General features: G+C 56.0%; 16 protein-coding genes. 2 read left to right on the plus strand and 14 right to left on the minus strand.

The window, feature by feature from the left end; translation table 11 throughout:
* Positions 1–289 precede the first annotated feature (289 nt).
* Positions 290–4750 (plus strand): glutamate synthase large subunit, encoded by a 4461-nt coding sequence (gene gltB, locus ACWKX3_RS16670; protein WP_058609392.1) that lies wholly within the window; start codon positions 290–292, stop codon positions 4748–4750.
* Between the two features lie 9 nt (positions 4751–4759).
* Positions 4760–6178 carry a glutamate synthase small subunit gene (locus ACWKX3_RS16675; RefSeq protein ID WP_006178809.1) on the plus strand — a complete coding sequence of 473 codons (1419 nt, stop codon included), beginning with the start codon at positions 4760–4762 and terminating at the stop codon, positions 6176–6178.
* A 37-nt stretch (positions 6179–6215) separates the two neighbouring features.
* Here the strand turns inward: ACWKX3_RS16675 and nanQ are convergent, their stop codons facing one another.
* From nanQ to rplM, 14 genes are all read right to left on the minus strand, one after another.
* Entirely contained in the window at positions 6216–6683 is a 468-nt protein-coding gene (nanQ, locus tag ACWKX3_RS16680; protein ID WP_058609391.1) for an N-acetylneuraminate anomerase, read from the minus strand.
* Positions 6680–7549 (minus strand): N-acetylmannosamine kinase, encoded by an 870-nt coding sequence (nanK, locus tag ACWKX3_RS16685; RefSeq protein WP_454542096.1) that lies wholly within the window; start codon positions 7547–7549, stop codon positions 6680–6682. The genes nanQ and nanK overlap by 4 nt, the downstream gene beginning before the upstream one ends.
* Positions 7530–8234 (minus strand): N-acetylmannosamine-6-phosphate 2-epimerase, encoded by a 705-nt coding sequence (locus tag ACWKX3_RS16690; protein WP_101736888.1) that lies wholly within the window; start codon positions 8232–8234, stop codon positions 7530–7532. The genes nanK and ACWKX3_RS16690 overlap by 20 nt, the downstream gene beginning before the upstream one ends.
* A gap of 4 nt (positions 8235–8238) precedes the next feature.
* Positions 8239–9729, minus strand: a complete 1491-nt coding sequence (locus ACWKX3_RS16695) for a sialate:H+ symport family MFS transporter (protein WP_454542097.1) — start codon at positions 9727–9729, stop codon at positions 8239–8241.
* Positions 9730–9841: 112 nt separating this feature from the next.
* Entirely contained in the window at positions 9842–10735 is an 894-nt protein-coding gene (gene nanA / locus ACWKX3_RS16700) for an N-acetylneuraminate lyase (RefSeq protein ID WP_454542098.1), read from the minus strand.
* Positions 10736–10860: 125 nt separating this feature from the next.
* Positions 10861–11640: a transcriptional regulator NanR gene (gene nanR, locus ACWKX3_RS16705; RefSeq protein WP_006178815.1), complete on the minus strand. Its 780-nt coding sequence runs from the start codon at positions 11638–11640 to the stop codon at positions 10861–10863.
* Positions 11641–11749: 109 nt separating this feature from the next.
* Entirely contained in the window at positions 11750–12310 is a 561-nt protein-coding gene (locus tag ACWKX3_RS16710) for a DUF1120 domain-containing protein (RefSeq protein WP_006178816.1), read from the minus strand.
* A complete protein-coding gene (locus ACWKX3_RS16715; protein ID WP_454542099.1) occupies positions 12307–14727 on the minus strand; it encodes a fimbrial biogenesis usher protein in 2421 nt (806 codons plus the stop codon). Before ACWKX3_RS16715 ends, ACWKX3_RS16710 begins: the two co-directional genes overlap by 4 nt.
* A 9-nt stretch (positions 14728–14736) precedes the next feature.
* Positions 14737–15441: a fimbria/pilus chaperone family protein gene (locus tag ACWKX3_RS16720; RefSeq protein WP_101736884.1), complete on the minus strand. Its 705-nt coding sequence runs from the start codon at positions 15439–15441 to the stop codon at positions 14737–14739.
* A gap of 121 nt (positions 15442–15562) precedes the next feature.
* Complete coding sequence (locus ACWKX3_RS16725) at positions 15563–16240, minus strand: DUF1120 domain-containing protein (RefSeq protein WP_058609383.1); 678 nt, start codon at positions 16238–16240, stop codon at positions 15563–15565.
* Between the two features lie 621 nt (positions 16241–16861).
* A complete protein-coding gene (sspB, locus tag ACWKX3_RS16730) occupies positions 16862–17353 on the minus strand; it encodes a ClpXP protease specificity-enhancing factor (protein WP_058609451.1) in 492 nt (163 codons plus the stop codon).
* Positions 17354–17358: 5 nt separating this feature from the next.
* Positions 17359–17997 (minus strand): stringent starvation protein SspA, encoded by a 639-nt coding sequence (sspA, locus tag ACWKX3_RS16735; protein ID WP_014071978.1) that lies wholly within the window; start codon positions 17995–17997, stop codon positions 17359–17361.
* Positions 17998–18305: 308 nt separating this feature from the next.
* Positions 18306–18698, minus strand: a complete 393-nt coding sequence (rpsI, locus tag ACWKX3_RS16740; RefSeq protein WP_003860436.1) for a 30S ribosomal protein S9 — start codon at positions 18696–18698, stop codon at positions 18306–18308.
* Between the two features lie 15 nt (positions 18699–18713).
* The gene (gene rplM, locus ACWKX3_RS16745; protein ID WP_006178824.1) at positions 18714–19142 is read right to left on the minus strand and encodes a 50S ribosomal protein L13; all 429 of its coding nucleotides are present in this window, start codon (positions 19140–19142) and stop codon (positions 18714–18716) included.
* Between the last annotated feature and the right edge of the window lie 60 nt (positions 19143–19202).

The raw sequence follows: 19202 nt of genomic DNA on the forward strand, positions 1-19202 counted from the left end.
CATTTTTGTATAAATAATATTGCCATTTGACCTGTGTACCAATTCCCGATAAGTTGGAAATCCGCTGGAAGCTTTCTGGATGAGCAATCTGCTCATCATATTTATGCAGTAATTGAGATTCCCTCTGAAGCAAGTCCTCAAACTTGTTTACCTGCGCGAAAGGATGAAAAAGAGGGCGAATGCGAGGTGCGCGTATGAAACGCAATCCCCGTCGCCATGCTCTTTCTGTGCCTGTGCGCCACGGTAACGTTCAGAGAGAAGCCCGACGAGCCTGGGGAGGTTCACTGATATGTTGTACGATAAATCCCTTGAGAAGGATAACTGTGGTTTCGGCCTGATCGCCCACATAGAAGGCGAACCTAGCCACAAGGTAGTGCGTACTGCCATTCACGCACTGGCCCGTATGCAGCACCGTGGTGCCATCCTTGCCGATGGTAAAACCGGCGACGGTTGCGGTCTGCTGCTGCAAAAACCGGATCGTTTCTTCCGTATCGTGGCGGAAGAGCGCGGCTGGCGTTTAGCCAAAAACTACGCTGTCGGCATGCTGTTCCTGAATCAGGATCCTGAAAAAGCAGCCGCCTCACGCCGCATCGTTGAAGAAGAACTTCAGCGCGAAACCCTGTCGATTGTCGGCTGGCGCGATGTGCCAACCAATGAAGGGGTGCTCGGTGAAATTGCCCTCTCCTCGCTGCCTCGCATTGAACAAATTTTTGTCAACGCGCCTGCGGGCTGGCGTCCACGTGATATGGAACGCCGTCTGTTTATCGCTCGCCGCCGCATTGAAAAACGTCTCCAGGACGATAAAGAGTTCTACGTCTGTAGCCTCTCCAACCTGGTGAACATCTATAAAGGTCTGTGTATGCCGGCTGACCTGCCGCGCTTCTACCTGGACCTGGCGGACCTGCGTCTGGAATCGGCCATTTGCCTGTTCCACCAGCGCTTCTCCACCAACACCGTTCCACGCTGGCCGCTGGCTCAACCGTTCCGCTATCTGGCACACAACGGCGAAATCAACACCATCACCGGTAACCGCCAGTGGGCGCGCGCCCGTACCTATAAATTCCAGACGCCGCTGATCCCCGATCTGCACGACGCCGCACCGTTCGTGAACGAAACCGGCTCGGACTCCAGCTCCATGGATAACATGCTTGAGCTGCTGCTGGCAGGCGGGATGGACATCGTTCGCGCCATGCGTCTGCTCGTGCCACCGGCCTGGCAGAACAACCCGGATATGGATCCGGAGCTGCGCGCGTTCTTTGACTTTAACTCCATGCACATGGAGCCGTGGGACGGCCCGGCGGGCATCGTCATGTCCGATGGCCGCTTTGCCGCCTGTAACCTGGACCGTAACGGCCTGCGTCCGGCGCGCTACGTTATCACCAAAGATAAGCTCATCACCTGCGCATCGGAAGTCGGTATCTGGGATTACCAGCCTGACGAAGTGGTCGAGAAAGGCCGCGTTGGCCCGGGCGAACTGATGGTTATCGATACCCGTGGCGGGCGTATTCTGCACTCCGCCGAAACCGATAACGACCTGAAAAGCCGCCACCCGTACAAAGAATGGATGGAGAAAAACGTCCGCCGTCTGGTGCCGTTCGAAGACCTGTCCGACGACGAAGTGGGCAGCCGCGAGATGGACGACGACACCCTCGCGAGCTTCCAGAAACAGTTTAACTACAGCGCGGAAGAGCTGGACTCGGTGATCCGCGTGCTCGGTGAAAACGGCCAGGAAGCGGTCGGCTCAATGGGCGATGACACCCCATTTGCCGTGCTCTCCAGCCAGCCGCGCATCATTTACGACTACTTCCGCCAGCAGTTTGCGCAGGTTACCAACCCGCCAATCGATCCGCTGCGTGAAGCGCACGTCATGTCGCTTGCCACCAGCATCGGTCGCGAGATGAACGTCTTCTGCGAAGCCGAAGGCCAGGCCCACCGTCTGACCTTTAAATCGCCGCTCCTGCTCTACTCCGATTTCAAGCAGTTGACCACCATGAAAGAGGAGCACTATCGCGCCGACACGCTCGATATCACTTTCGACGTGACCGAAACGAGCCTCGAAGAGACGGTGAACGCGCTGTGTGATAAAGCCGAACAGATGGTGCGCAACGGCACCGTTCTGCTGGTGCTCTCCGACCGCAACATCGCCAAAAACCGTCTGCCGGTGCCTGCGCCGATGGCCGTGGGGGCGATCCAGACGCGTCTGGTGGATAAGAGCCTGCGCTGCGACGCCAACATCATTGTTGAAACCGCAAGCGCCCGTGACCCGCACCACTTTGCCGTGCTGTTAGGCTTTGGTGCGACGGCCATCTACCCTTACCTGGCCTACGAAACGCTGGCACGCCTGGTGGATACTCGCGCGATCGACAAAGACTACCGCGCCGTGATGCTGAACTACCGTAACGGCATCAACAAAGGCCTGTACAAGATCATGTCCAAAATGGGCATCTCGACCATTGCCTCTTACCGTTGCTCGAAGCTGTTTGAAGCGGTTGGCCTGCACGACGATGTGGCGAACCTGTGCTTCCAGGGCGTGATCAGCCGTATCGGCGGAGCCGGTTTTGCTGATTTCCAGCAGGATCTGGTGAACCTGTCGAAACGCGCCTGGCTGGCACGTAAGCCGCTGGATCAGGGCGGCCTACTGAAATACGTTCACGGTGGCGAATACCACGCCTACAACCCTGACGTTGTGCGCACGCTGCAGCAGGCGGTGCAGAGCGGTGAATACCGTGATTATCAGCAGTACGCTGAGCTGGTGAATAACCGTCCGGCGGCGACGCTGCGCGATCTTATTGCCCTTAACCCGGGCGACGAGGCGGTTAGCATCGACGACGTGGAGCCAGCAACCGAGCTGTTCAAACGCTTCGATACCGCGGCGATGTCTATCGGCGCGCTCAGCCCGGAAGCCCATGAAGCCCTGGCGGAAGCCATGAACAGCATCGGCGGTAACTCGAACTCCGGCGAAGGCGGCGAAGATCCTGCCCGCTACGGCACCAATAAAGTGTCGCGTATTAAGCAGGTGGCATCCGGTCGCTTTGGCGTAACGCCTGCGTACCTGGTCAACGCCGACGTGATTCAGATTAAAGTCGCTCAGGGGGCTAAACCGGGGGAAGGCGGTCAGTTGCCGGGTGATAAAGTCACGCCGTACATCGCCAAACTGCGCTACTCGGTGCCGGGCGTGACGCTGATCTCCCCGCCGCCGCACCACGATATCTACTCTATCGAGGACTTAGCGCAGCTGATTTTCGACCTGAAACAGGTTAACCCGAAGGCGATGATCTCCGTGAAGCTGGTTTCCGAACCGGGCGTCGGCACCATCGCCACCGGCGTGGCAAAAGCCTACGCAGACCTGATCACCATCGCTGGCTACGACGGCGGTACCGGCGCAAGCCCGCTCTCCTCTGTGAAATACGCGGGCTGTCCGTGGGAGCTGGGCCTGGTGGAAACCCAGCAGGCGCTGGTGGCTAACGGCCTGCGCCACAAGATCCGCCTGCAGGTGGACGGGGGCCTGAAAACCGGCCTCGACATCATCAAGGCAGCGATTCTGGGTGCGGAAAGCTTTGGCTTCGGCACCGGCCCGATGGTGGCGCTGGGCTGTAAATACCTGCGTATTTGCCACCTCAACAACTGCGCAACCGGTGTGGCAACCCAGGACGAGAAGCTGCGTAAGAATCACTATCACGGTCTGCCGTTCAAAGTGACCAACTACTTTGATTTCATCGCCCGCGAGACCCGCGAGCTGATGGCGCTGCTGGGCGTGAAGCGTCTGGTGGATCTGATTGGCCGTACCGACCTGCTGAAAGAGCTGGAAGGGTTTACTGCCAAACAGCAGAAACTGGCGTTGAGCAAACTGCTTGAAACCGCGCAGCCGCACCCTGGCAAAGCGGTCTACTGCACCGAGAAAAACCCGCCGTTCGACAACGGCGTGCTGAATGCGCAGCTGTTGCAGCAGGCGAAGCCGTATGTGGATGATAAGCAGAGCAAAACGTTCTGGTTTGATATCCGCAACACCGACCGTTCCGTCGGTGCCTCGCTCTCGGGCTACATCGCGCAAACGCACGGCGACCAGGGTCTGGCGTCCGATCCGATTACCGCGTACTTCAGTGGCACGGCGGGTCAGAGCTTTGGCGTGTGGAACGCGGGCGGCGTTGAGCTGTACTTGACCGGCGATGCCAACGACTACGTCGGCAAAGGCATGGCAGGCGGTCTGCTGGCGGTACGTCCGCCGGTCGGCTCCGCCTTCCGCAGCCACGAAGCCAGCATCATCGGTAACACCTGTCTGTACGGCGCAACCGGCGGTCGTCTGTTTGCAGCCGGTCGTGCAGGTGAGCGTTTTGCGGTGCGTAACTCCGGTGCCATCACCGTGGTGGAAGGCATCGGCGATAACGGCTGTGAATACATGACGGGCGGGATTGTTTGCGTCATGGGTAAAACCGGCGTGAACTTCGGCGCAGGCATGACGGGCGGGTTTGCTTACGTCCTGGACGAAGACGGCGAGTTCCGCAAACGCGTGAACCCGGAACTGGTGGAAGTGCTGGACGTTGATACCCTGGCAATCCACGAAGAACACCTGCGCGGTTTGATTACCGAACACGTGCAGCATACCGGTTCTTCGCGCGGCGAAGAGATCCTGGCAAACTGGCCAGCGTTCTCTGCGAAATTCGCGCTGGTTAAACCGAAGTCCAGCGATGTGAAAGCACTGTTGGGTCACCGTAGTCGTAGCGCAGCAGAGCTGCGTGTGCAGGCGCAGTAAGGGGTAGCAATGAGTCAGAACGTATACCAGTTTATCGACCTGCAGCGCGTTGATCCGCCAAAGAAACCGCTGAAGATCCGTAAAATTGAATTTGTAGAAATCTATGAGCCGTTTTCAGAAGGCCAGGCCAAAGCGCAGGCAGACCGCTGCCTGTCCTGCGGTAACCCTTACTGCGAATGGAAATGCCCGGTCCATAACTACATCCCAAACTGGCTGAAGCTCGCCAACGAAGGACGTATTTTTGAAGCCGCCGAGCTGTCTCACCAGACCAATACCCTGCCGGAAGTGTGTGGCCGCGTCTGCCCGCAGGACCGCCTGTGTGAAGGCTCCTGTACGCTGAACGACGAGTTTGGTGCGGTGACCATCGGTAACATCGAACGCTATATCAACGATAAAGCGTTCGAAATGGGCTGGCGTCCGGATATGACCGGCGTGCGTCAAACTGACAAACGCGTAGCCATCATTGGTGCAGGCCCGGCGGGCCTGGCCTGTGCGGACGTGTTGACCCGTAACGGCGTCAAAGCGGTGGTCTTCGACCGTCATCCAGAAATCGGCGGCCTGCTGACGTTCGGCATCCCGGCATTCAAGCTGGAAAAAGAGGTCATGACCCGCCGCCGCGAAATCTTCACCGGCATGGGTATTGAGTTCAAACTGAACGTGGAAGTGGGCCGCGACGTGCAGCTCGACGACCTGCTGAAGGATTACGATGCCGTGTTCCTCGGCGTAGGGACGTATCAGTCCATGCGCGGCGGGCTGGAAAACGAAGATGCGCCAGGCGTGTATGATGCGCTGCCGTTCCTGATTGCCAATACGAAGCAGATCATGGGTTACGGCGAAACGACCGACGAGCCGTTCGTCAGCATGGAAGGCAAACGCGTGGTGGTGCTGGGCGGCGGTGATACCGCGATGGACTGCGTGCGAACCTCCATTCGTCAGAATGCGGCGCACGTTATCTGTGCCTATCGCCGTGATGAAGAGAACATGCCCGGCTCTAAGCGTGAAGTGAAAAACGCGCGTGAAGAGGGTGTGGAGTTCCAGTTCAACATCCAGCCTCTGGGCGTGGAAGTGAATGCCAACGGCAGAGTGAGCGGCGTGAAAATGGCGCGTACCGAGATGGGTGCGCCGGATGCGAAAGGCCGTCGCCGTGCAGAAATCGTGGCAGGCTCCGAGCATGTGATCCCGGCGGATGCGGTGGTGATGGCGTTCGGCTTCCGTCCACACAGCATGGAGTGGCTGGCGAAACACAGCGTTGAGCTGGATTCGCAGGGCCGCGTGATTGCTCCGGAAGGCAGCGACAATGCCTTCCAGACCAGCAACCCGAAAATCTTCGCCGGTGGCGATATCGTTCGCGGTTCCGACCTGGTGGTCACAGCGATTGCCGAAGGTCGTAAAGCGGCTGACGGGATCCTGAACTACCTGGAAGTGTAAAAGACGAGCCGGATGAGCACACGCCATCCGGCTTTTTTTACGCGGTTAACAGGCTGGCACGGACCTTCACAACGGCCTTTTTGATCTCCCCCGTCGAAGCCACCGCGCAGCCCGGCTTGTGCGGCTCTCCCGGCATAAAGACCACAAACATTCCCGGTTGCAGTACCAGCGATTGCTCCCCTTCAATGCGGCTACACAGCTGATAATCTTCACTGCTATGCCATTCCCCGCATTCGCGCGCGGCCCCCGCGACACCAAACAGGATACGTTCTTCACCCGCAAGCAGCAGCTGGATATCAATATACGCTTCGTGCAGCTCGGCCTGCTTCTGCTCCGGCCACTGGGTGGCAAACTGCATGACGTTCATAAAGATCTCCTCGCCCTGCAGCGCGTAATGGCCGGGCGCTTTCTCCTGCGGCCGCGCGGCAAGCGCCAGAGTTATGGCGTGCTGCAAGTGTGCGGGTAACCCTGATGACGCCAGCGACGGTAACTCGCCCAATATCATAACGTGCCTCCCTGAGCCACAAGCGCGGCACCCAACAGCCCGGCATCGTGGCGATAATGCGCCGCCCGAAGCGCGACCTGATAAACACCCGGCTGCTGAGACAGATATCCGGCAACCTGCGGTAAATATCCTTCCGCCAGCCCCACGCTGCCGCCCACCACCACGGTCTGACAGTCGGTGACGGCTTTGACGTCTGCAATGAGGGTGGCCAGCGTTCGCGCGGAGTGCGCCACCAGCTGACGGGCCTGAGGATCGCCCTGCGCCGCGCGGGCGAATATCGCTTTTGCATCCAGCCCGGCCAGTTCACCGTGTGCTGCCGCCGCAATTCCGCGCCCGGAGGCAATAGCCTCGACGCAGCCGCGTCGCCCGCAGCCGCACAGCGGCCCCGCCGGGTCGGCCTGAGTGTGCCCCAGATGGCCGGCCAGCCCACCGCGGCCCGTCTGGAGTTTGCCATTAAGCACCACGCCGCCGCCCACGCCGGTTGATACGGTCAGAAAGACCATATCGTCATTGTCGGGCAGCGCGCAGAACTCGGCCCATGCCGCGGCCTGCGCATCGTTGATTGCCGTTACGGGCAAATCGGTGATTGCAGAGAGAGACGCCACCAGCGGAAACTGCGCCAGCCCGCCCAGATTCGACGGGTTAATGGAGGTCAGAACGCCTTCGTGAATGATGCCCGTGGAGGCTACCGCCACCCGCACGGCCTGCGCCCTTAGCGGCGCGATCAGCGTGCGTAACGCCTCCTGCAACGCCTGCGGCGTCTGGCTGGCGGGGGTTGCGCACTCGCGGCGAGCGGTAATGCTGCGGCCCTCAACCCGCGCGGCGGCGAGCTTTGTCCCGCCGATATCAATGGCCAGGGTTGTCATGGCGCACCTCACGCATCGCGTCGTTAAACCACTGGCAGATATGCTCCAGCCGGGTGATCGCAGATCCCACGGTTACCGCCCACGCCCCATGCTGCATTGCCTGAGCGGCCAGTTCCGGGGAGTTATAGCGTCCTTCGGCGATAACCCGACAGCCAGCTTCGCTCAGGGCACGCACCAGCGCCAGATCAGGCTCGTCTGGCGTGTCCGGCGTCAGGTAGCCCGAGAGCGTCGAGCCGATAAATTCGGCCCCGAGTTGCTGGCAATAGCGTCCATCTTCAGGCGAGGAACAATCGGCCATCGCCAGCCGCCCATGGTGGTGGATCCTTGCCACAATCGCCTCTCGTGTAGCGGGCCGCAGGCGATCGGTGCCGTCAAAGGCAATAATATCCGCCCCGGCGTGCGCCAGATCGTCCACATCCTCAAGAAACGGCGTGATGCGTACCGGCGAATCGGGGAGATCGCGTTTGATGATGCCAATTACCGGAATTGAGAGCAGCGGACGCGCGGCACGCAGGTTGGCAAGGCCCTCAATGCGAACGGCAATGGCATCGGCGTGTTCAGCGGCAAGCGCCATCGCCGCGACGATCTCAGGCTTGTCTAACGGGCTTCCCGGCACCGGCTGGCAGGAGACGATCAGCCCGCCCGTGACGTTTATTTTCTGGCTCAGGGTTTCAATCAACGACATCACATTATCCTTTATGTTTGATCGGGCCGCGTTTGTCGGCACCCAACGGCACTACGCCACTCAGCGGTTTACCGTCAATCGCGTCGTGCGTACGCAGGGCTTCCGGGCGGACCCAGCGCTGAACGCGTGAGGGCATGTCCAGACCGATGAGCAGGATTACCACGAACGTCAGGCCAAACGAGAGCGAACCTAATGCCGTGCCCAGCTCCATGTTTTGCGCCAGCAAGGCGCCAATCACTGGCGCAATGGCCCCGCCCAGCGCCCCGACGTTGTAGGTAAAGCCCAGCCCGGCGGCACGCTGGTCGGTATCGAAATAGCCACCAATGAGCTTGGGTAAGATCCCGGAAATGCCCTGCCCCAGCATCTGCTGGAAAAAGAGTAGCAAGCCCAGTACCCAGACATTTGCGCCACCGATCGCAAAGACGGGGATGATCAGCAGCTGCGAGGCCATCAGGCTGTAGACGTACGCTTTGCGCGTGCCCAGCCAGTCTCCGAGGAAACCGCCCACGCAGCAGCCTACTGCTGCCCCAAACCCACTAAAGAACAGCACGCGCGCCACGGTTGACGGGTCATACCCCAGCTCGGTTTTAAGCCAGGTGGGCAACAGCGCCTGAATCGGCCATGAGTAGAGAAAAGCAAACAGCACCACCACCATCAGCGTGACGCCCGTAGGCCAGCGTTTGCCGCTACTTTGCACCATAAAGCTGATGAACACGATGGCGCACAGCAGGCCCAGGATCACCACCAGCCCCGCATTATTCAGCTCTCCGGCAAAGCAGAACCACAGCGCGGTACCGGCAAACACGGTCATCAGGATGTTAATCACGCGGTATGGGCCGCGATAGAGAATGTCGACCATGGTGCGTACTGGCGCTTTACCTTCGTGCTTCGCCTTCCAGTCTTCCGCTTCCGGTATGTTTTTACGCAGCCAGAGAGCAAAAACGATAGGCAAAATGCCGATAAAGAACAGCGCGCGCCAGCCCCACACCGGCACGACCAGGCTGTAGACCTGAGCGGCTATCACCGCACCCACGGAAAATCCGGAGATCAGAAAACCGCTTGCCTTGTTGCGCAGCTGCGTCGGCCAGCTTTCAATCACGTAGGTTGCGCTGGAACCGTATTCCCCCGCCATCCCCATACCGATCACCATGCGGGCGATAAACAGGGTGACGTAGCCCGGCGCAAAACCGCAGGCCAGCGTGCCGCAGGAGAAGAGTACAATGCTGGTGATCATCGCCAGCTTGCGGCCATAGCGATCGCCCATTGCGCCCAGCAGCAGGCCACCGAACCAGCGTGAAATAAAGGCCGCCGATATCAGGCTTGCCGCTTCCACCGTGGTGAGGCCAAATTCACTTTTTATTTCCGTCAGAACTAAGGCTATTAATACAAAATCGAAGCCATCAAGCAGATATCCCAGCCAGGCGGCGGAGAACGCACGCCACTGGGGGCGGCTAAGATGGCGATACCACGGGATGCTTTGGGTAGACATACTCATTTGACTCTCCCGACGATTTCTCTGTCGTTGAGCCGGATGGCGGCTGCGCCTTATCCGGCCTACGTATCGCGTTTTTACAGGCCGGATAAACGAAACGCCATCCGGCAGTGCGTTAGCGTTTTTCCGCCATCAGTTGCTCTGCCAGGGCTTTAAGCGCCGGCACAAATTTTTCGTCTACCGGCGCAAACGGCTTACGGCACAGCGGGACGGAGACCACATCCATATAGTGCAGCACCGTTTTCAGGCCGCGGAAAACGCCGGCCTTGATCAGCAGGTCGATGACCTTGTTGCATTCGCTTTGCAGACGCTGCGCGGTGGCGTTATCCCCCTCGCGTACCGCCCGGGCAATGGCCTGATAGCGCCAGCCCATGATGTTGTAGGTGCTGCCGATGCCGCCGTCAGCCCCTGCCAGCAGACCGGATGCAAAGATTTCGTCGTAGCCGTTGTAGAGCACCAGATCCGGATGCGCCCGGCGGATCTGCTCCATCTGGAAAAGATCCCCTGAGGTTTGCTTCAACGCCCCCACGCCCGGGAGAGTCACCAGCGTGTTGATCTGATCGAGCGTCAGTTTGACCCCGCTCAGCGCCGGAATGTTATAGACCACCATCGGCAAACCATCCGCAGAAGCAATAATTGCACGGTAGTGATCGCAATGTTCCTCAAAGCTGAACGGATAGTAGAACGGCGTGACGGCGGACACAGCATCAAAGCCAAGGCGCGCCGCAGAGGCTGCGAGCTGCTGGCTTTCCGCTGTGCTCACGCAGCCGACGTGGGCGATCAAGGTGATTTTGCCCTTCGCCTCGTCCGCTACGATCGCCATCACCTGTTCGCGTTCGGAAAGGCTTTGTACAAAGGCCTCCCCTGTTGACCCGCCGACGTAAAGCCCGTCGATTCCCTGCGCAATATTGAACTGCACCAGCCGGCGCAGGCTCTCTTCGTCCAGCATTTGCTGCTGGTTAAACGGGGTCAGGAGTGCGGCCATTACGCCGCGTAGTTGCATTGCCATAGTTACCTCAAGCGATCGTGTGTTTGTTATAACGACATACCTTTATACCTGTTATACCAGATCACTTATGCAGCAGTATCATAGAGAACGCGTATATTGCGATCTACTTCACTAAAGGATCGTGATTATTTGGCGCTGGAATGCTGGCCGAAAGCGTGCCAGGTGGCGGAAACGCTGTTGAGATGGGTTTGTAGCGCGCGATCGGCTTCATCAGGATCGCGTCGGCGGATCGCATCGACGATCGCAATGTGCTGACGGTAGCTGACTTCATTGTGCTGATACAGTTCGGCATCGGGCACCTGAGGACGGGCGGCAATCAGCCAGTCAAGCAGCGCAACGTGGATGGCATTAAAAATCGGGTTGCCGGGGATCTCAGCCAGCACGCGGTGGAAATCGACGTCGGATCGAATAAACAGCGCGTTGTCGTTGAGCGACTGGCTGTTAATGTCCAGCGCCCTGGTCAGGCGATCGATCTGATCGTCTGTGGCGTACTCTGCGGCATAGCGCACCAGGCTGGATTCAAAGAACAGGCGCAGCTGCTCGAAGTGGGCAATGCCGCCAGGCTGGGTCAGGAAATCTTTCGCCATCCCCGACAGCTCGCTGATGATGGTATCAGCCGAAGGGACGGTGACGCGGGCACGTTCGCCGTTGTTGATCTGCACCAGCCCTTTACGCTTCAGCGCCGCCAGCGCCTCACGCACCGAGGGGCGACCGACGTTGAAGAATTCCATCAGTTCACGCTCGGAGGGAAGCTGCTCGCCCTGGGCAAACTCCTGACGGCGGATCATCTGCTCCAGCTCTTCTTCCACCATGTCGGACAGCTTTTTACGCGCCAGCGGACGCCGACGCAGCATACGCCCCATCGTTTCGGATGACTTTTCAGCTTTGAGATCAATCGGTTTCATAGCAGTCCAGTGCCGGAGAAGGAAAACGCTTCATCATAACACAGGATATCTGAGGGCGCGAAACAGCGCCCTGCCACCGGGAAGGGACGGCAGGACGTGGGAGGCGGGACTACTTCGTCAGCAGACTCCAGGTTAAATCACTCTCAAGGGACGTTTGATCGGTGACATGGCTAAAGGCGGCATCTTTTAACACCGGCGATAGCGTTACCTTAAAGCTCATCTGCCGTCCGGATGGGATCTGGTTATTTTCCACCGCGATAACCGCTTCATTGTTGTGCAGATAGAACGGCGAAGGACTGCCGCTGACCGGCGTGAAGTTCAGCTGATCGACCGTTTTACCCACGGTATAGCTTTTACCATCAACGAACAGATCGGCAATTTTCACCGCAACGCCGCCGGACTGGCCCAGCATAAAGCGCCCTTTTTCACCGGAAGCGCCCTGCACTAACACCGCCATCTTCTGCGGCTCCGGGCAGAAGACGTTCACGTTCACGTCACGATCGGCCATTTTATGCCAGTCCTGCTGCGTGGCTTTGATATCCTCGCGGCGCATCGTGTGGTAGTCCACCACGGGCTGAGAGAGCGTGATTTGGCACTCATCGGCCCAGGCAAAAGACGACATGCCAACCATCATCAGTGCCGCCAGGCCGCCTAAACGTCGATTATTCATTGGCATACTCCATTAATTTCTTCGTAAAACGCCTCTTCATCACGCTTCTCAGGCAGGCTGTAGTTAATTTTGCACAGGCGATTGTTGTTGTCGTCTATGGCGTACAGCCCTGAAAGTTGCTCTGCGTCGTTGATAAAGACGTGGCCATCGTCCACGCTGGTCACGATGTAGTTGCCGCTGGCATCCTCAATCGTCAGCCCTTTTTTCAGCGCCTGCCCATTGCTCATCTTCACGCGCAGCATGACGCGTCGGCTGTTGAGCACCTTAAAGTCGACTTCGCTTACCGAGGCATGCCCTGCGGCAAGGTACTTGGTCCCGTTTGCCAGAGTCATGTTTTGCGGCAGCTTGTTCGCATCCACTTCGATACGTGAGTTTTGCCATTCATTCAGAGAAGGAATAACGGCCTGTCCCCAGGCATCGGTCCAGATGGTGCCCTGCGGTGAGGATATCTCTACCCCGCTTTTTTTCTCGCTCAACCGGGCGATAGCGAAGGTATCCCGGATGGCATATGGCGAGAAGGTCAAGCCGTTTTTGTGCACCGCCACGCCGCCTGAAAGGGTAGCGTTGTAGTTGCGTTGGTTATCACCGCTGGTGCCGCCTCCGACGCTGACCTGCGTGTAGTGCAGGTTGGTGTTGAGGTTGCCGTTAACGCTGTTCTGTTTAGAATCCTGGTCGCGGTCGGCGGAGATGTAGTAGTGGGTGTTATCCCCAATGGACCCGCTGTTAGACACGCCGTAGCTGGTGCTGTCACCCTCTTTACGCATATAGGTGCTGACCGACTGGCCGCTACTCAGCGGAATGCTCACGTTGATGTACAGCAGATCGTTGTCCTGATCGTCATCAACATTGCCTACCGCGCTCTGCCAGTTTGCCGTCACGGACGCGTATTTAAAGGTTTTGCCCCACGAGAGCAGCAGATAGCGCGAGTCCTGATCGTCCCCGCCGCTCTGGTTGTAGGTAAACCCGGCGCTAATGTTGCCAGCCGCGCCGGCAGAGACGTTGAGGCTACCGGTATAGGTGTTGTCATACCCCGTGTACTCATCGTCCATGGCATCGGACAGCTCGCGATATCCCCCGCTGTAGTGGGTTGCACTGGCGGAAAATCCAACGTCTTCGCTCAGCCTGACATTACTTTCCAGCTCGGTTTTCAGGCCGTTATTGCTGTCTCCGAACGACGCTTTACTTGCCGCCGCGGTAGTCGACAACGTCCAGTCATCGGTAACGAGGAAATCTGTTTTTCCGCCCACTGCCTGGTAATCTTCCGCAGCTGCGGCGGAAGCAACCAGGTTCATCCACGGGAAAATGCGCCATCCGTCGGACACGTTCATCACCAGCGGATCGCTGTATTCGCTGTCAATATTCCTCACCTGCCCGACGGAAACGGTCAAACCCTGCGGCCGCGACAGGTTGCGCGCCTTCACGGCGGTGGCAGGCACAATAAAACGGTTGATGGCACCATCCGCTTCAACCACGGACACATCAAGATTCACGTTGTTACGCGCGACGGGAACGTCATCAAGGGTGAAGGGACCGGCCGGTACCAGGGTGCTGAAAATCATCTGCCCGTTCTGGCGAATTTCAACGCGGGCCTGCGAAGAACGCGCGATACCGGAGACGCTCACGCCAGAGCCACTCTGGGTGAGGCCGTCCGTCGGCATCAGCTGAATACCGGTAATGGGAACGCCGCTGAGCACGTTTGAGTTGGCGTTGATTTCGCCAATCTGCATCGTGAGCTTTTGCGGAACAAAGACATGCTCCGCATAGGTATAAATGCTATCCGCGCTTTTTTTGCCTTCATCATCCGTCAGGATGTAGTTGCTGCGCAGCGACCAGTCGAAGGCGTTAAAGCCCGCTTCCAGGTTTGCCTGGGAGTAGCGGCTGCTATCGCTATCACCGTATTCGTTCAGGGTGCTGAACAGCGTATAGTTCAGAAGCCCTGCGGTGCCGCCATGCTGAAAGTTTTTGATGTCCGAGGAGAGGCTGTTAACGGCTTCAGGCGGGAGATACAGCTCAACGGCTTCCTGGTTCGGCAGGGCGTTGATGACCGCGCGGGGATAGTCGTCGTGGATATCGTGACAACTCTCCTTCGCCCCAATCGGAACGGGCATCAATCCCGCAAAATCGAGAAGATCGTTATCAAAACAAAGCTTGCCGTCCTGGTTAAACCGGACGGCAGCTACCCCGCGCTCCTGGCCGTTAACTTTTACGTTGACGGAGTGAGTGCCGGGTAAAAACCGGGGAGCTTCTGCAAAATACTTGTTTAAATCTGCATTTAAACCCAGCGTTTGCATGACGCCCATATCAAACATCACTTCCCTCGCCAGGACGGAAGTGGGTTCGAGGATAACCAGAGGTAGTGTGCCGCAAAGAATGGCGCGGACACAAATTGCAAGGCGGCTTCGTTTACTCACCGTCAACGTCCTGTTTTATTTGTTTAATTCCGAAATAAAGCTCGGTACTTCTACGCCATAGCGGCTTGCAGGGAAGAATTTGACGTTAGCGTCGCCGCTTGCCGATTTGTTTAACGAAGCGGACATCGTTTCGCCCGGCAAAATATAGGTTTTATCAAACGTCCCAATTGCCCCAGACGGCTGAAGTACGACTTTTTGTGCCAGTCGAACAACATATTTGCTCGGGTTAGTTGCGGTAACGGTTGAACCCGTCGACGACCATTTCAAGTATTTCCACGCATCCGTCACCACACCCAGTTTCGCAGGACGGATCAGTACCGGGATATCCTGACGGATATTGATCCCAATCTTTATTCTGTTATCGTCTTTTTTCGGTGGAATACCATCGAAGGTAACACGTTTATAATGTTCTACATCCAAGGGTTGTTTGCTCTGCAGAATAAAGCGCAACTGCTGTGTTTGACCCGGTTCAAGGCGAACCACAGGTTGCGTCACAATCAGCTTCAGGCCTTGATCATCCGGCAGGTCAATAATATTTGTATAGAGTAGCGAGGGATGAGAATCGGTGTTCTTTATATTGATCGTTCCGCTATGTGTTGCCTCATCAATAATGAGCAAACTGGTCTCCGGAACCATCCCTTCCGCGTGTGCAGCAAAATTCATCGAAAATAATGCGGCAGCGATGAGTGTTTTAAGAACATCTGATTTTAAGCATTGCATCGTGTTATCTCCTTGATAGCAACAACTTCACATTCCATGTTGATCGCGCTAAGACAAAGAGAGTAAATGTATGCCATTTACTCTCTGCGTTAATTTAGCTGTCGTTTACGCTATAAAAAAATTACAGGTAACGCAGGCTGATGGTGATCTGACCGTCCAGATTAGTGTCATCGGTGATCGCCAGGGTAGACGTTTTGTCGATTGCCAGAGACGTTACCAGTGGGAAGGTAGCGGTCTGGAATGCCAGCGGGTCTACAGAGCCAGTGGTCGCAACGGTAAAGTCACGCAGGCTCTGCCCCTGAGCGGAACCGTTCACGCTCTTCGTCCATGCACCGGAAGTGCCGGAACGGATGATTGGATCGACGGTAACGTTATCGGCTTTAACGCTGTCTGTTTTCACAAACAGAGAATAGGAACCGATGTTAACGTTACCGGCAGTTTTGCCGACACCAAAGGTCTGATCGGTAGAAGTCAGTGAATCACCGTCGAAGCGTGCGTTTGCGACTTCCAGGTTAGCGTTGGTATCAGCACGATCGTCAACCATGTTCCAGGAAACGCGTGTTGCTGCAGCACAGTTGATGGTCAGATCGATATTTTTCTGACCCAGCTGGTTGACGTTAGTTGGATTCAGGCTTCCCAGGTTGATAGTACCGTAGTCAACGGTACCACCGTTGCTTAATGCTGGTGTACATGCCGCATTGGTCAGTGTACCTCTAACCTTCAGTACCGCAGTTGGGTTTGCTGCGAAAGCAGAAGTGACACACAGGGAAAGCGCAGTAGCGAGAAGAACCTTTTTCACTTGTTAATCCTTAACATTGAATCATGAAATATTTTATACAGCTTTGATAAATTCAATTTATCTCTTTCTGTTTTAGGCATGCGTTAAAGCATGGTGTGATAATATATTTTTTATTAATAGATTCAATTTAGGAAATTTAACGACTCTCTTTAGTATTATAAGATCTATCAGCTATGATTATTAACTACGTGCTATTGGCGTAATTATTGCCGTTATCATTCACAGCACGAATGCTCATTCCTCCATCAACGCACTATTTACGCTACGCCTTCCCCTAATTACATCATTAATGATTTATTACATTAATATGTTATTTTTTAATGAATTGAGATAAGAGTATGGATAAAAAAAGGGTAACAAGACAGGTGACGAGCTGCACGCCTCAGCAGGCTTACCCGTATGATTTTACGCCTTCATTCTGACGATAAAAGTCAGCGCAGGCTATGGGGATGTACTGCACACGCAGCCGCGGGCGTATCAATACATGCGGTTCAAGAATAGTTTCAATTCGACTACGTTTAAAAATTTTACTAACAATTTGTTTTAATGATATTTGTTTCCATAAATAAAAAATCCAGTTGGCTATTAACCAACTGGATTATCAGTACAACGTCATTTGTACTATTTAACCACGCGTAAGGCCGGGCGACCACCGCGCGGTGGCGGATCGTCATCGGGATCGTTATCATCGCTATCATCAGGCTTATCACCCTCGATAACTGACATCACCGTCTCGTTTTCCGACGCGCCCTCTTCATCATTGAGGCCGGCGACATCTTCATCATAAGCCGTTTCCGGCTCGAACATGGTCCCCGCGCCGTTTTCACGCGCATAAATAGCCAGCACTGCAGCCAGCGGAACGGAAACCACGCGTGGCACACCGCCGAAGCGCGCATTAAAACGCACTTCATCGTTAGCCAGTTCAAGGTTGCCTACCGCACGCGGCGCAATGTTCAGCACGATCTGCCCGTCACGCGCATATTCCATCGGAACCTGCACGCCTGGCAACGTCACATCCACAACCAGGTGCGGCGTGAGCTGGTTGTCCAGCAGCCATTCATAGAAGGCGCGCAGCAGATACGGACGGCGTGGTGAAAGTTGTGACATTTCCACAGTCATTAGCCTCGGCCGAGACGCATTTCACGTTCCGGTTCAGTTAAAGATGCCAGGAATGAGTCGCGCTCAAAGACGCGCGTCATATAGCCTTTCAGTTCTTTCGCGCCCGGACCGCTGAACTCGACGCCCAGGGTTGGCAAACGCCAGAGCAGCGGCGCCAGGTAGCAATCCACCAGGCTGAATTCGTCACTCAGGAAGAAAGGTTTCTGACCAAAGACAGGTGCGATAGCCAGCAGTTCTTCACGCAGTTGCTTACGTGCAGCATCGGCTTCAGAAGAGGAACCGTTGACGATAACGTTCATCAGCGTGTACCAGTCTTTTTCGATGCGCTGCATGTACAGGCGGCTTTCACCACGTGCAACAGGGTAAACAGGCATCAGCGGCGGATGCGGGAAACGCTCATCCAGGTATTCCATAATGATACGGGATTCCCACAGGGTCAGCTCGCGATCCACCAGCGTCGGTACGCTTTGGCTCGGGTTGAGATCGATCAGATCCTGAGGCGGGTTATCCTTTTCCACATGCTCGATCTCAAAACTGACACCCTTCTCGGCCAGCACGATACGAACCTGATGGCTATAAATGTCAGTAGGACCAGAAAACAGCGTCATTACCGAACGTTTGTTGGCAGCGACAGCCATGAAAACCTCCAGGTATATTCAGAATTTTACTGCTACTGGCCCAACGAGGCCAGCCAGATGAAGTATCGCCCATCCCAGAGAAGACACACTGTTCAAGAATCGAACAAAAACCGAGTATTCACTGATATTTGGGCAGAAAATTGGATGATAGTTTACCAGATTTTGATGGCTTTGTGGTGAGGGGATTCTGGAAATGTGGAAAAAGAGAAGATATATGCCTTGATGCTGTGGATAACCTACGCATTATCCATAAAAAAAACCCGCCGAAGCGGGTTTTTCGCCAATCGTTCTGCGTGAGCAGAAAAGGATTAACGTTTGGAGAACTGTGGACGACGACGTGCTTTACGCAGACCCACTTTCTTACGTTCAACCTGACGCGCGTCACGAGTAACGAAGCCAGCTTTACGCAGTTCAGAACGCAGGGATTCGTCGTACTCCATCAGAGCGCGGGTGATACCGTGACGGATCGCACCTGCCTGACCGGAGATACCACCACCTTTAACGGTGATGTACAGATCCAGTTTTTCTACCATATCAACCAGTTCCAGCGGCTGGCGAACTACCATGCGGGCAGTTTCACGACCGAAGTACTGTTCCAGAGAACGTTGGTTGATAACGATTTTACCACTGCCCGGTTTGATGAACACGCGAGCTGCGGAACTTTTGCGGCGACCAGTGCCGTAGTATTGATTTTCAGCCATTGCCTATAATCCCGATTAGATGTCAAGAACTTGCGGTTGCTGTGCCGCGTGGTTGTGCTCGTTGCCTGCGTAAACTTTCAGTTTACGGAACATAGCACGACCCAGCGGGCCTTTTGGCAGCATGCCTTTAACCGCGATTTCAATCACACGCTCAGGACGGCGAGCAATCATCTCTTCAAAGGTCGCTTCTTTGATACCACCGATGTGGCCGGTGTGATGGTAATACACTTTGTCAGTACGCTTGTTGCCGGTAACAGCAACTTTGTCAGCGTTCAGAACGATGATGTAATCACCGGTATCAACGTGCGGAGTGTATTCCGCTTTATGCTTACCGCGCAGGCGACGAGCCAGTTCAGTAGCCAGACGGCCCAGAGTTTTACCGGTCGCGTCAACAACATACCAGTCGCGTTGTACGGTTTCTGGTTTAGCTGTAAAAGTTTTCATTAAAAGCTTACCCAAATAAATAAGTTACACGTTGGTGAACACCCAAACGTTTAGTCAGTT

It is taken from the genome of Enterobacter sp. UPMP2052, from assembly GCF_053709675.1.